At 56.6% G+C, this 14,441-nt stretch carries 11 protein-coding genes; 5 read left to right on the top strand and 6 right to left on the bottom strand.

Going from position 1 to position 14,441, the window contains the following annotated elements; translation table 11 throughout:
- Positions 1–2 precede the first annotated feature (2 nt).
- Positions 3–1,979 carry a hydantoinase B/oxoprolinase family protein gene (locus P1K31_RS19355; protein ID WP_276306001.1) on the top strand — a complete coding sequence of 659 codons (1,977 nt, stop codon included), beginning with the start codon at positions 3–5 and terminating at the stop codon, positions 1,977–1,979.
- A gap of 554 nt (positions 1,980–2,533) precedes the next feature.
- On the top strand, positions 2,534–2,740 hold the full coding sequence (locus tag P1K31_RS19350; protein ID WP_276306000.1) for a homing endonuclease associated repeat-containing protein: 207 nt from the start codon (positions 2,534–2,536) through the stop codon (positions 2,738–2,740).
- Positions 2,741–2,856: 116 nt separating this feature from the next.
- Here P1K31_RS19350 and P1K31_RS19345 read toward each other — a convergent pair whose 3' ends face one another.
- Both P1K31_RS19345 and P1K31_RS19340 read right to left on the bottom strand, forming a co-directional pair.
- Positions 2,857–3,153: a PadR family transcriptional regulator gene (locus P1K31_RS19345; RefSeq protein WP_276306739.1), complete on the bottom strand. Its 297-nt coding sequence runs from the start codon at positions 3,151–3,153 to the stop codon at positions 2,857–2,859.
- Positions 3,154–3,767: 614 nt separating this feature from the next.
- Positions 3,768–4,061 (bottom strand): PadR family transcriptional regulator, encoded by a 294-nt coding sequence (locus P1K31_RS19340; RefSeq protein ID WP_276306738.1) that lies wholly within the window; start codon positions 4,059–4,061, stop codon positions 3,768–3,770.
- Positions 4,062–5,432: 1,371 nt separating this feature from the next.
- Between P1K31_RS19340 and P1K31_RS22165 the strand changes: the two genes are divergently transcribed.
- The gene (locus tag P1K31_RS22165; RefSeq protein WP_438268325.1) at positions 5,433–6,326 is read left to right on the top strand and encodes a DUF7260 family protein; all 894 of its coding nucleotides are present in this window, start codon (positions 5,433–5,435) and stop codon (positions 6,324–6,326) included.
- 585 nt (positions 6,327–6,911) lie between these two features.
- Here P1K31_RS22165 and P1K31_RS19325 read toward each other — a convergent pair.
- On the bottom strand, positions 6,912–7,691 hold the full coding sequence (locus tag P1K31_RS19325) for a TrmB family transcriptional regulator (protein WP_276305997.1): 780 nt from the start codon (positions 7,689–7,691) through the stop codon (positions 6,912–6,914).
- Positions 7,692–8,091: 400 nt separating this feature from the next.
- Here P1K31_RS19325 and P1K31_RS19320 point away from each other — a divergent pair, with 400 nt between their 5' ends.
- Together P1K31_RS19320 and P1K31_RS19310 are read left to right on the top strand one after the other, a co-directional pair.
- Entirely contained in the window at positions 8,092–8,328 is a 237-nt protein-coding gene (locus P1K31_RS19320) for a DUF7979 domain-containing protein (protein WP_276305996.1), read from the top strand.
- Positions 8,329–9,543: 1,215 nt separating this feature from the next.
- Positions 9,544–10,536 (top strand): MBL fold metallo-hydrolase, encoded by a 993-nt coding sequence (locus P1K31_RS19310; RefSeq protein ID WP_276305995.1) that lies wholly within the window; start codon positions 9,544–9,546, stop codon positions 10,534–10,536.
- Positions 10,537–10,729: 193 nt separating this feature from the next.
- Here the strand turns inward: P1K31_RS19310 and P1K31_RS21970 are convergent, their stop codons facing one another.
- From P1K31_RS21970 to P1K31_RS19300, 3 genes are all read right to left on the bottom strand, one after another.
- Positions 10,730–10,981: a zinc ribbon domain-containing protein gene (locus P1K31_RS21970; protein WP_379801569.1), complete on the bottom strand. Its 252-nt coding sequence runs from the start codon at positions 10,979–10,981 to the stop codon at positions 10,730–10,732.
- A gap of 278 nt (positions 10,982–11,259) precedes the next feature.
- On the bottom strand, positions 11,260–12,051 hold the full coding sequence (locus P1K31_RS19305) for an enoyl-CoA hydratase/isomerase family protein (RefSeq protein WP_276305994.1): 792 nt from the start codon (positions 12,049–12,051) through the stop codon (positions 11,260–11,262).
- Positions 12,052–13,648: 1,597 nt separating this feature from the next.
- A complete protein-coding gene (locus P1K31_RS19300; RefSeq protein ID WP_276305993.1) occupies positions 13,649–14,437 on the bottom strand; it encodes an enoyl-CoA hydratase/isomerase family protein in 789 nt (262 codons plus the stop codon).
- Positions 14,438–14,441 lie beyond the last annotated feature (4 nt).

Raw genomic sequence — 14,441 nt, 5'->3', positions numbered from 1 at the left:
TCATGTCGGAGACACAATCACGGACGGACATCGACCTCGATCCGGTCACCTTCGAGGTGCTGCGCAGTTCCTTCAGGAACCTCGTCGACCGAATGGCAGAACAGATTCAGCGGACCTGCTACTCGTTCGTCATCTACAACCGCGACTTCAGCAACTGTCTGAACGACGCGGACGGTAACACGGTGATGCAGGGCTCACAGGACATCGCCGTTCACGTCGGAACCCTCCACTACACCTGCAAGGAGACCCTCGAGTACTTCGAGGGGAACATCAATCCAGGTGACGTCTATATCGTCAACGACCCGTATCTCGGCGGGACCCACATCAACGACGTCCGTATCATGCGGCCGGTGTTCTACGACGGGAAACTCATCGCCGTCACCCAATCCAACGGCCACTGGGCCGACGTCGGTGGCCCCGCGCCGGGGTCGTTCAACATCGGAGCCAACGATCACTTCGCCGAGGGACTGCGCATCCCGCCGCTAAAGATTTGGGACGCTGGAGAGTTCCGGAAGGATGTCGCGAACGTCCTGACGACCAACATGCGCCTCTCCGAGGACCGTATGGGCGACATGCGAGCCCAAGCCGAGGCGACGCGCATCGCCGAAGAGCGCCTGCTCGAACTCGTTGAGAAGTACGGCGTTAACACGGTGATGACCGCCTTCGAGGAGTCAAAGGACTACGTCGAGCGTATGATGCGCGAGCAGATCCGCGACCTCCCCGATGGGACCTGGCGCACGCAGGACTACATCGATGCCGACCCTAACAAGAAGGAAGGGTTCGTCACCGTCGACGTCGAGATGACCATCGATGGCGACGAGGTCCACTATGACCTCTCGGGGTCGGACGAGTACGTCGGCAACTTCCTGAACGCGACGTTCGGCACCGCCTTCTCGGGGGTTATCGCCGGAACGAAGATGTTCTTCCCCGATGTTCCACTGAATTCGGGTATGTACCGCGTCGTCAGTGCCGACCTCCCCGAGGGAACGGTTGTGAACGCACCGGAACCGGTTCCCGTCACCGGTTCGGTCGCCGGAGCCTATGAGAAGGTGATGAACGCCATCTTCGAGCTCTGGTCGGAGGTGTTACCCGAGCGCGCAATGGCCTGCGCGTTTAACCTCGAATATCTCCTCGCCGGCGGCCGGGACCAGCGCCCAGGTCGTGATGACCAGGAGTTCGCGTGGTACGACTGGATGGCCGGCGGCTGGGGTGGCCGCGACGGAAAGGACGGCGCGAACGCCACCGCGCCGGTGTTCGGCGCTGGCCTCGCCGTACAATCCCTGGAGGGCCAAGAGCGGGACGCTCCGCTTCTGACGAGCGAACACTCCATCGTCACCGATTCAGCCGGTCCCGGGAAACACCGCGGCGGCTGTGGTGTCCGGAAAGGTGGTCGCATGCTCGCGTGTGAGAATAGTGTTATCTCCTATTGCTCGGACCGCGCCCGTTCAGTCACGTGGGGTATCAACGGGGGGCTCCCCGGTATCCCCCACGGCGTCACGCTGAATCGCGCCTCTGGGGAATCCGAAGAGATGGGCACCGTGTTCTCGAATGTGCCCATCAAGGAAGGCGACCGGTTCGTCCGCCCTTCATCGGGCGGTGGAGGCTTCGGCGATCCGCTCGAGCGCGACCCTGATGCGGTCCTCGAGGACGTTAAAGACGAATACGTCTCCATCGAGCGTGCAGAGCGGGATTACGGCGTCGTCATCGAGCCGATCGACCCAGAGATCTGCGAGTACAGAATCGACCGCTCGGCTACGGAAAAGAAGCGAACGTTCATCCGCGAGAATCGGTCCGCCTGGCTCCGGGAAGACCCGGAGGATGTCGTCGCACGGTACCGTACAGGGGAACTCGACAGGCTCGACCTCATTCGGCAGTACGGAGTCATTCTGGACTGGTCGACGGACGAACTACTGGAGCGGACGACCGAACAGTTCCGCGAGATGCTCGAACAGCGTGCCAGATCCGAGTGGAAACAGTAGGACGTGCACACGCTGACTGCTGATTTTTTGTGTAATGCTGTTCTGTCGGATCTCATAATGACGTTCTGCACGGAGGGTATGAATTTAGCGAGAAGGTCTGAATGACGCACTGCGGTCGTTATCGGATAATACCATAGAGTCTAGTGATCAGTCCTATGGCCCATCAGGGCAAAGCAGAGTCGAGTGAGCGGCGTCGCGAGTATGGGTGCGCAATTGAGCGTCCGGATGTCCCCGACGAATATCCGCCTCCAGCGGCGCGAGGAGGCCGAGCGATGCACCCACAAGCCCGAGCACAAGGAGGCTAACGTCGAGCGCGAGGTGATCGGCCTCTCGTCGCTACTGCTTCAGAATCCGGCACTGTGTATACGTTCAGCACATTCCGTTCCCACTCCATCGGTGATCGTCTACTCGTCTGTGCGATCTCTCGTACCCCAGCGTATAGTTGTGTCTCCGAGTGCGATGTGTCTCGCGGGCGATTTAGATCACTGCGCGAGTCGTTCATTCCATGTAGCCACTACGTATTTCTATTGTCCATCCACTACGGAACATACGCGATGGCCTTAACGATACTCGACCTGTTCATCGACCTCAAACGCCTCGAAGACGAATTAGGCCGACTGCCCCGGGCGAACGACGTGGTGCGCGACGGCGCCCACAGCGTCAATACCTACTACAAACGCTTCGACGGCAACTGGCGGCACGTCGAAACCGCATACCGACAGTGGCGTGAGACCGGTCGACTGCCTGCTGACGCGCCGTAACCTGTGCTGCGGCTCGCGCGACCGCGTGTTGGATGAACAACCCATTATCGTTCAGCCCACTAAGAATCGGGTCTCGTCACGACGTCGGAGGGGCACTCGTCGCCAAGCCTGTTCTCCTACCAAGGTGAACGCAGTGCAGCGGTATCGATGTACTGGTCCAGCCATGCGGCTCGGTCGGCGAGTTCACGGCGACCCCGTCGCGTGATCGTATACTCGTTGGTCCGGCGGTCTTTCTGGGATTTCTCGACAAGGCCTTTCTCAACGAGGACATCGAGATTGGGATACAAGCGCCCGTGGTGGATCTCTGATTCATAGTACGTTTCGAGGTCGTCTTTGATCGCGAGGCCATGGGGCTCCTCGAGGCCGGCAGTCACGTACAACAGATCGCGTTGGAACCCAGTCAGATCGTACATTACATCACTGAAGAGTCTCCTTTTCGACGTAAAGATATGGGTGGTGATCGGTCGCACCACGAGGACGAAGGCCACCTGACACTACATGGTAATGACCGCAACAGCGCCAGTCGTAGTGACTCGGCTCTCTCTAACCATCGCGACGGCTCCCTCGCTGCGATGGCTATGAACGTACGTGGCCAGTCACTGACTCGGTCACGGATACCTGTCGGTGGCCTCTCTCTATTGTTCGAGAAGCATGACGATGCTTCGGTCCAATGCACTTCATCGCTGGACACAGGTGGGGAGAGAGGGTGCGTCACAGCACATCGTGGGGAGACTGGGAACGCCACCTCCTCTGGATCCGAAGTACAGCAGCCCCATGCTCATGTTTTCCTCCTCGTAGTTAGGCGGTTCTAATCGAATCGAGAGTGTATAAGTTGGAATAAAGGTAGGTGTCCGTGATGGTTGCGTCAGGGACGGTGGCTTCGGGTGGATCGTTAGCCACTCACGAAGCTGGGTCTAGTACATATCCATCACTCACTGCTGAGAGCGATAGAGCCACTGCTATGCTCCCCTGCCGCGCCGCAAGCCAGTTTCTTCATGCCCTCTCTCGGCAGACGATGAGCGGCTGGTTATGTCGGGGTGGCCGCTTCAAACGGGAGATAGGAGTCTTCCCACTCGTGACGCTCGGCAAGGGCTTCCCGGCCGTTCTCGGAGAGCGCATACCAGTTGGTGCGCCGGTCGATCTGGCCCTTCTCGACGTAACCCTGATTGACGAGCGTATCGAGATTGGGGTACAGGCGGCCGTGGGTGATCTCGCGGTCGATCTGCGCTTCTAACTCGGTTTTGATCTCCTGTCCTGACGGCTGGTCGAAGCCGGCGATCACGTACAGCAGGTCGCGCTGGAACCCGGTGAGCTCAAACAGTGACATCATCAACCACATGCGTCTAGTATTGGGCATGGAGTATTGTTACACAGGTGATACAGAGCCTCCCAGATCGTTGCTCTGCACAACGATCACAAGTGTCTCGCTCGCACACTAGACATGAACGAAGAGATTCTATAACCGGTGTATGACGAGTACTAACCGAAGTTCCATACGGACCGAATAATCACTCAACGAGGACTCATTGGTGGTAAGATGATATTTCACGGCAACTGCGCCGTGTCACGTGCCGACGCAGGAGCGGAGGGCACGTCGGCAGCCCCGCCGAGCGGGCCCGCGATCGGGCGTGAGTCAATGACCGGGCACGGGAAACACCCTGGCACGGCGGACTCCGAGAGAGTGCGGGGACCAGCCGCCGACTTTCTCGGGTCATGCTGAGTGATCGGGACGGGTCATATCAGTGGCTGTCCGATCCCTGACTGCCGACGCCTGCCGTTTCGCCCCGCCTGGCATCTGCTTTGTGGTCAGTGAAAAAGAGATTGCACGTATCACGCGACAGCTCCAGACGCCGGATGGCTCGTAATTCAGTCAGGAAATCAGTCACAAATACGTCGAAAGTATTTACTCGAATAGAGGCGCAACCATTGACACCGGCCGTGTCTGAGACTGAGTGCTGGACGAGAGATGCGCCACGGCAACACGTCGGACACAGCGTCACGAGATGAGTCGGCTGATACACCTCGTCCGAGCATCAACGCGGTACGCCACTCTCTGTAGAACTCACGGCTCTGAAGTACCCATCACGGACGAGACGCGTTGTTACAGACCGACTCCTCCTCGGCACGCGACTGGACTCTACATCGATCTTCGTTCGTAGGACACGCGCAGCATGAGCGGTCTTGGTAGGTGGCTGAACACTAGATACCGAGTGACCGAACAAACAATCGGAAGCGCCCGAGATGGATCGAGAGTCAGGACGACGAAGAGAGAGACGTCATACGCCCGTGGAAAGTACGATATAATACCCATCGGACTGAGATAATTGATGCAATATCCGTTATCCAGTGCCGAGTTCGTGAGTGGGGGCAATATCTCCCACAGCACGGCAGTCAAGCGGTATACGCGCGAGATACTGATCACCGGACGCATGTGTGTTCTTGAGCGATGTACTCACCGGTGCTCACATCCAGAGTGCTCGCCGTACCTCGTCTGTCCCGCTGGCGCCGTTCGTCGAGATACCGTCTTAGGGACGCAACTCGACCACCAGCTAAGCGAGTAATTAGAATTAATGCTATTATGAGTGTCTTCGTGAACTCAGGTAGTATGATGAGATGAGTACGGCTCATGATGGAATGACAATACATTACTCATCACCTCCGACCGGACAGCGCTGACGACACGCAAAGCTTGATGCGCGTCGCATTCCTTCCTTCGTCTACGAACCACGCCAGCAAGTCGCGCGCTCACCGACCGCCCGAGCGTCGCCTCCTGCCTATCACGCGGTCCCACGGACTCGGTATGCCTCGCCCATCACTCACCCCAATCGACACAGCCCGCGCCTGTCTCGCAGAGGAGCATGCCCAAGTGCGCGCCGAACGAGCGGCGTTCGAGACGTTCGCCGAACGGGTGCGCGCCCTCGACCCGGTACCAGCACCGTCCCAGCCACCGCCCACAGCCCTGGCCCTTCGCGATCGATCGCGAGCTCACGCAGGCGTAGCCACGACCTGTGACGTGCGAACCGCCTATCAGGAGACGGTGCTCGCGGTGGAGCACTACGAGAGCGTGTATGGCGAATCGCTCGTGACGAACCTCACTGCCGAACTGGGGCCCGAGATCGCAACAGCGCTCCAAGAGGATGGACCACTCGCATTAGCGGTGCAGCAGGCAGTCATCGCGAGTGTGGGCCCTGCGATCCAGGATCGCCGCGCATTTCTCGAGGTGCTTGATGCCGAGCAGGCCTCGATCGATGAGGCCTACCGTGAGGGAGACGCCATCGCTACCGAACTCACCGAATTCGATGAATCGGAAACAGCGACGTCAATGGACCACAGTACTATCTGTGAGACGATCGACGAGCTGCTCGAACGGTGTCGTCAGCTCATCGACGCGCGCCAACGGGAGATCCAGGAGCGAGTCGTCTCCCGATACACCGACGGCCATGATCTCTGTACGTACCTGTATGCGGACGGCCCGGGCGAGTGGACCTACCCCGTACTCACCGTCGCCGTCTCACTCAACCGACATCTCGAGGAAATACATCATCACCTCGAAACAGATGGCTCCACTGGCTCAACCATTCGGTGACTGCGTGGTGAGATGGATCGTTTCGCAGAGTAGTAAGTTTTCGACTGAAGCGTGTGGGGATGAAGTGGTCTCCGGGCGGGGTGCCACTACCTAGATTCCCATTGGACGTTGATGCCAGTGACAGGCGTCCCCCTCACTGACTGGCCCCGTCGCACACCGGCTTGCGCCGTCGGAGACCACTCGCTACTCACTCGTACTGACTACTAATGCCTCCCAAACACGCAAGGATTGGACTAATTAGCCCCTTCCTGGAGCGGGATCCCAGATACCTATATCCACGAAGCTGACTGGTAGGAGTGTGTATTAGTTGTAATCACGAATTCCCGGATACAACCGAAGAGGACGGTCATGCGGAGATGTTCGGTATTCTTACGTCGTGTGACTGTACGACAGAAATCCGTCCGAAATACGCTGAGTGGGTTATCACCGAGGTCTAGGGTTCACACTCAGTGAAAGCTGTCGTATGCACAGGGACAGGACCCACGTTCGGAGTGTCGGCTTCCTTTCGTAAGAAGTGGTCCAGAGCTGACCATCTGGGATCAAGACCGACAGACGCCTGCCACACCAACACCGGAACGGCCTGAGTTAAGGGGACAACTGTGGCTCTTCGAGATCTGTGAACGCGTCAACGAGGGTGGTAGGAAGCGGTGTCTCGGTCACATCGATCGAGAGCAACCGATACGCCTGGTCATGTGATAGCGGCAGCGCGATGAAAAGGTGCTTCATATCGAGACAGGCGAGCAGCGTCGACACCGCCTCGCTGTACTGACAGTGGATGTATGGCTGCTGCTCGGGGACTGGCCAGAATGTTTCGTCCTGGAGCGTACTCTCGGGATGGAGGAGGAGCGACACCGGCACCCCACGTTCGACGACCGCCGAGAGTGCCTCCCCAAAACGTCGTGCCTCGTCGGACGAGAGCCCCGGAACTTGGGCGGGAAGAGCAAGGTAAATGGCCTGCTGGGCGGTTGAGAGCGTCTCGATGAGGCGCTCGGTCGACTGCTCAAACCCGATCAACGCTGGATAGGAGGGAGAGTCGACGGGATCGAGCGCGTTGAAGTCCGCTGCGACGTCTCTGATCGTCGCTTCGTACTGCTCTGCTTGCGTCTCGAGTTCATCGCGTTTTGCCGTGAGGAGGCGATCGAGCGCGATCGCTGGCGGGACGGCCGTATATCGTTTCGGTCGGTGTTCATCCCACACCTGCACGATCTCCCGCTGGGCGAGGCTGTTCAGCACGTCGTAGATGCGGCCCTCTGGCACGTCCGTGAGGTCGGCGAGGGCGGGGGCAGTTGCTTGCCCATGCTCAACGAGCCCGCGATAGGCCTGAGCTTCGTATGTGGACAGACCGAGATCGCACAGACTGGCCATAGCGGAAGATACGTCGGGGCTGCTGGTTAACTGCTTCGGCTGGCCTACATATTACAGATAGACCACGATAGACCCGAGCTTCGTATATTTTTAGAAATCATCTCGGCAGAAAGCCACTCTTCGACAGAGGACGCTAAACGGTAAGAGACAATAGGTCGGAAGATAGGTTGAATCATAGACAACAATATCCCCGTTGAATGGGTTTACTATCCACCGATACTAGAGGGACGGTGCTGTCGATGATTATAGGATCAATGCCGGGGCCGTACCTTTTTAGGGAATTATTCTGATTCTTATTCGAGGCGCTAATTCGAATTCTAGGGGAGGGACAGTAACGATCAAGAGGCTATGGTAGTGTTCCCTAGCCATGATCGGTACTGGATAAATGGTAAAGTATACCATGCCTGGAAACAACATGATAGTTAGGAGGATGCTTCGAGAGATCGCTGTTGAGGAGGTGAGTTCTATTCCGAACGATGCGGCGGTGTATCACTACGACGAACTCGATGAAGAACTCAAACACGCCTTCCCCATGCTCGTACAAAAAGGGCGAGGAACACTCGTGAATCGATCCGAATCCCTCATTTCACACGGCGACTACGTGAAATTCACTGGATTCTACCGAATTACGTTCTAGTCCCGATGAGCCATCTCTTGGCGTACCTCTCGAATTATATCAAGATAACAAATCCTTGAACATCTCATCAGGACCCACTATTACACCTACTTCTCACTCACCGTCGTGCCTATAACCGGACAGCCTCATCCGACGGATCTCGGGAAACGCCAGACAGACCACTCCCGGGGGTCGTCTCTTATTACTAGTTACAATTAATCGTATTATTCATGCCACTTGTTAATTCTCGTCCCCCTGTACCTCTACTCATAAAGTTCTCCTGTACCAAGGTCGAATAGTGTACAATCATACAAGCAGCGCCAGAGAGGGAAGTTACACAGTCCTTAAGGAATGGCGGTTCGCGAGGGCGGAAATCAGGCTGAAGATCCTGACACGTGGGCTGAATCTCTTCGACCCACCTTAATAGACGATTTTCCGTCTCATATGCTATTTCAGGGTTTCGTTGCTGTGAACGAGTGACTGCGAAGGGAATTTCTGCTGTGTCACAAATGTATCTTTGTTATTTTCGTTTTCAGTCGGTCAATGGTCGTACGATCCGTTTGTCGTGGTTGCCTGATTAGCTCGGTGTTGTTCGCCTCCAGGAGGTGGTCTGGAACCGAATTTACACGGTCAGAGCGCGGACCGACCCGCCGATTGCGGAACCGTCACGGGTCACCGTTGACGAGAAACGGATTGAGACCAACGGCGAAGCGAAGTGGCTTATGAGGCCATCGAAACGGCGTCAAAGTCCCTCGTGGAGATCGGCGTGTTCAGCCGCTATAAGACCGATTCCGCGGCGTTCGCAGGGGACCGCCGTCGCGTGGCGCGGAAGACGGGTCGTGCCGTCCGTGCCCCGGAAACGGCCTTGTCGTATCTTCCACTGCCGGATCCCTCGATATGACCGATCCACAGCTCAGGAATCCCCGCTGACTCCCGGAACGAGAGGTCAGCTTCGTGGAGACAGACGCGAACACCCTGCCGGGCATCGCAGTCCGCTTGCGTTACCACTACTGAAAAGCTTCATCTCTAGCGTCTCTTTGATCAGGTCTTGCAGTTGCACAGACACCGACCGCTACAACCTACTCACTCCTCAATCTATCTGACTAGACAGTCCACCCAAGACTGTACTTCATTTCACTATCTGATTTTCGTCGTGGTCCGACATTTCTCCGATGGATCCATCACGCATCCCCTGTGTCCATACATTTTTCTTATCTGCCTGTGTGGGAAGACCACATGGAGAGACTATCGCTATCTAATGGCGCGTTTGAAGGAAACAACAACGCCTATCTCTTTCACGACACCGGAGAGACGGTCCTGATCGATACCGGCGATTGGATGGCGACAACCCAAGCACAGTTACATGAGCACCTCCGCGAATACGGCGTCACGTTCGAGGATATCGATCGCATTTTCCTCACGCATTGGCACGGCGATCACGTCGGTCTTGCGGGAGAGATTCAAGCAGAGAGCGGCGCTGAAGTACATGTACATACCGCGGACGCGCTGCTCGTCGAAGGCGACGAAGACGCCTGGGAGGACCTCCACGCGCTACAGAAATCCTACTTCGACGACTGGGGCATGCCAACGGAGAAACAGGAGACACTTCGTGATCGAATGGCCGGCCCAGATATGTCGAGCGAATATCCGACGGTGACGTCGTTCGAAGACGGGGACACCTTTTCGTTCGACGGCTTCGAACTCGGGGTCGTCCACGTTTCCGGGCATGCAGCTGGACTCTGTATGTTCGAATTCCAGACTGAAAACGGACGGGAGGTCTTCTCCGGTGACGCACTGTTACCTATATACACACCCAACGTCGGAGGGGCCGACGTCCGTGTCGATAACCCCCTTGAGAAATATCTCCGTGGGTTGCGACGGATCGTCAATTCGAACTACGTCCGAGCATGGCCGGGCCATCGCGAGCCGATCGATGAGCCGGCCGACAGGGCGGCGTACATCATCCATCATCACGAAGAGCGTGCCTGGCGGGTGCTCGATACGCTTCGTCGTCAGGGAGCGTGCGACACGTGGACCGTGAGCGCCGAACTGTTCGGTGAACTCAACGGGATTCACATCCTTCACGGCCCCGGTGAGTCGTACGCACACCTCGAACATCTCGAACAGGAGGGAACGGTCGTTCGCGATGGGACGGAGTACCGTCTCGCCGACGGCATTGCAGAGAAACTGGTCGAACTCGAGGACGATCGGTGGCCCCTGCCATACTAACACTTGATCGATCATCGTGTACAATCAGCTAGATGTAGATAGAGTAAACTACCCTACCCAACCGCTTGGGCTTGTGCCCTCGCGTCTGTGGGTAGGCTTCCTGCTTCCACGACAAGCTATGCATACAAAATGTGTCCACTGGAAGCGCAGTCTCCACAAGTCGGACGGAGGACGCTTCGCGTCCTCCGTGATGCTAAAAACCTTCTATTTTTTGGTTTGTTGATTCGGAACGTCTCGCCTCCCCCTTCTTTAGACCGTGAGAAAGAATGTTCCATGCCACATTCGGATCTCTATCCGGCTTGGACTCGCAAGTAGGGAAGGAGTGTTCGCGAGCCCATAGCGGCTTGACTGTCTCGACACCGCACAACCCACACTCCTTCGTCGTCTCCACCGAGTCTACCGCCACGAAGTGCATCTCTTCGCGTTCGCACTTGTATTCAGGCATCCGTGTGAACCTTTCCCGGACGGCGCACACTCGGTTGTGAGCGTTCTCCGGCAGTTTGACCAAGCTGGCGGTGTACAAGTTCCCCATTGTTATTAAATCGCACTTGCTGACGTAGTAGTTCGAGAGCTTGGAGGGAGTTCCGACGCTTGCGCATCAGTCGGCGTGGAAGTCGGTCAATTCAGTTTCATTGACAATGTATCGAAGCGCAGTGGACCGTCCCATCGGTCAGTTCGGTCGTCTTCATCTTACCTTTAGTACCCCTTCTTCGAAATTTGGTATTATTTCCCCTCGAACTCAGGGTCTCGCCCTTCGATCCTAGCTGTGAACCCTTCGGTGTAGTCGTTCGTTTCTGTTAATCGTTCCCCCATTGCAGATTCGAATGCGAGTCCCTCGTCGAGAGGCATCTCGAGTGCGGAATTAAGAAGTTCGCGCGCACTCTTCATCCCGAGTGGAGCGTTTTCAGCCAGGTCGTCTGCGTAGGCCATCGCCCGTTCGTCCGTCTCGTCGGGGTCGTCGACGATCTCATGGACGAGACCGATCTCCTTGGCATCCAGGGGATCGATATAGTCTCCCGAAAGAACGATTTCCTTGGCTTTCGAAAGACCAACAAGCCGGGGGAGCCGCTGGGTTGCCCCACCAGATGGGAATACGCCGAGAGTCACCTCAATAACGCCGTACTTCGCATCTCGGCTGATAATTCGAAAGTCCACGGGAAGGACGAGTTCAAACGCCCCTGCGATCGCCCCTCGCTTGATACTCGCCACCGAGACGACGTCCATCTCGTCGATAAAGTGGGTGATATCATCAAGTCCAACATCAAGAGTTTCACTGTCGTCTCTCCCTAGCTTGCGCATCATCTCTAGGTCCATCCCGGCACAGAACACTGACCCCTTCCCCTGGAGGGTCATAACGCGTACGTCGTCAGCCGCATCAACTTTTTCGAGGGCAGTCCTGAGATCACGGAGTAGGGATTCGTTCATCGCATTTCGTTTCTCCGGCCGATTAAGGATGACATCTGCTCGATGCCCCTCGACGTCGAGTAGAACGTTTCCATTGCCAATCTCTTTCATGGCATAGTACGTATCGGATTGTGCTAATAAGCATTTCCCTCAGGAGGCTAAGAGGGGACCATATCGTCGATCAACTGTTGGATAGAAGCAGCAACTGCTCGTCGATTGACCGTCGAAACACCCAGTCGATGCGTACGAACCCTTGAACGGAGACCAGTTCGACGCCGTCACCAAAACGTGGAGGCACTAAGCGAAGATGAGGGAGACTGTCGGCGACGGATGGAGACTCAGTGAAGCAACGCGAGGAGAATCTCCAATCAAGTAGTATCACGACACCTCGATCGCAGTCCAGACTCGCTGTATTGGGATGGTATATCGAGGCCGTCGGTCCCGGACGGTTCGAATGTATCGACGATGATAGTAAGGTAACGATGGCACCGGCTTCGTCGACATTCTCTAGCTTTGCCAACCAACTCAGTGTAATCCCGTTCACCGCTTTACCAAGCGGCATTCAATCTACAAACCATTCCATTTAACGATGGTGAATTGTATTGAGGAGTGACCCCGAGGTAATCTACCTCGATTATCTGAAGATCTATCCGAAGTAGCCGTCATGAGTATGTCGCGTCTGACAAGGCATCAGGAGTTCCGAGGACGGTAAGGTGACGGTCGCTGCCCTTATCTGACACTCATCCCACGAGCGAGTAGCGTCTCTCGCTCGTAGTTCCCCGGGCGATGCCAACGATCGAATAGTTAACCCAGTGAATAATCTCACCCGTGGAACGTTCGAACGAATAGAACGGGTGACGACACCGTGAACGGTCGGTTCTACGGACGAACGATCTCTATAGATGGCCTGTGTGGGTCCTTCTACGCATTTGCTCGTTCGATAGTCTAGAACGGTTGACGGACCCTGAAGGAGACGACGATTCCCTATCTCGTCGGTCTCGATGGCACGAGAAGCACCGAGTACGCTATTCTGGAGCCATCGACCGACGAACCTCTGTCTTCCCTCCTGAATAGTTTCTCGTAGAGCGAACTATCCGCGACTGAGTGAAGAAACAATCCAGCCGGTCGCTACATTGGTCCCATGGTTATCTCCAGACACTTGTCGCTGCCCCCGGATGGCACAGATGAGGGCTATATACTTCGACGGACTCCCCAACCCAAATCTGTAACTGCGTGGTGCATAACAGATATAGTGCCGTTATGGATCCCTCCTCCCTCAAATTCCTTGTTCCACGTTGTCCTCAGGGGATGATAGTGGGCCATCGCTGCTCGAATTGTCCGTCGTGGCTTCGTCTCGAAAATCGTTCAATGTCATTGAATACCATATGACCAATTTCGTTTAAATACGACCAATGTTAAGTAGCTGTCTCACGGATTAAACCATTATTACTTACGGTGTTCGGAGACCGGTAGACGTGATGACCAATTAGCCGGATGCGTCCAAGTTGCGGCCGTTACTGGTCGGCGTCGCGTCCCCGATCTAGGCGCGACGACTCCCCTGTTCAATTCGGTAGGACGATTTCTTATTGACAAATGAGGATGTAATCGTGCTGTGGGATGCGTTAGGGACTGTCAAGGATTCCTGGGTAGAATCGCTTCGACAAACACCATCGCATTCGAACTACACCGTTCCACCGCATGAAGGGGACTAGCGACCCTCGAACTCCGGGGTTCGTCCCTCACCGAACGCGCGGACACCTTCCCGGAAGTCCTCCGTCTTCGCCGTCTCTGCGATTTTGTCTGTCTCAGCGGCGAGTTGTGCCTCGATGCCCCGCGAGGTACTTTCGGTGAGTAACTGCTGGGTCCGCCCTAGGGCAACGGTCGGTCCCTCGGCGACACGGGCAGCGACTTCACGAAGTCGTTCGTCGAACTCGTCGTCCGCAACGGTCTCCGTCGCCAATCCCAGGTCGACGGCTTCCTCGGGCCCGACGCGCTCGTTGAGCAGGGTGATGCGTTTAGCCTGTCTGAGACCGGCGACCCGTGGCAAGAAGTACGTAGAGGCGCCGTCGCCAGTCGCGCCGATGCCGGGGTAGCCAAACTGGAAGTACGACGCGTCACTGGCGAGTACGAAGTCCCCGAAGATACCGAGACTGAACCCTGCACCGACCGCCGCGCCGTTGACGCCTGCGATAACCGGTACCTCCGTCTGGTGTAACTGAACGATGGCATCGTGGAGCAGCGAGGCCCCTTTGCGCATCTCGCCTGGGGCGTCCTCGCTGGCGAACGTCGTTACGTCGCCGCCCGCACAGAACACCCCGTCCGAACCAGTGAGCACGAAACATCGAACCGATTCGTCATGGAGGCAGACCGCGAGGTCCAGCAACTCCTCGGACATCGTCTCGTTGAGCGCGTTCATCTTCGAGGTGCTGTGAATCTCGGCACGCAACACGCCATCCTCGAACGTCGTCTCGAAGTTCTCGTAGCTAGCGTTCACCATGCTA

The sequence above is a fragment of the Halomarina halobia genome (assembly GCF_029338575.1).
GTDB classification, from domain to species: Archaea; Halobacteriota; Halobacteria; order Halobacteriales; family Haloarculaceae; genus Halomarina; species Halomarina halobia.
Note: the sequence above shows the minus strand (reverse complement) of the source record. Positions and strands in the feature narration are given on the sequence as shown.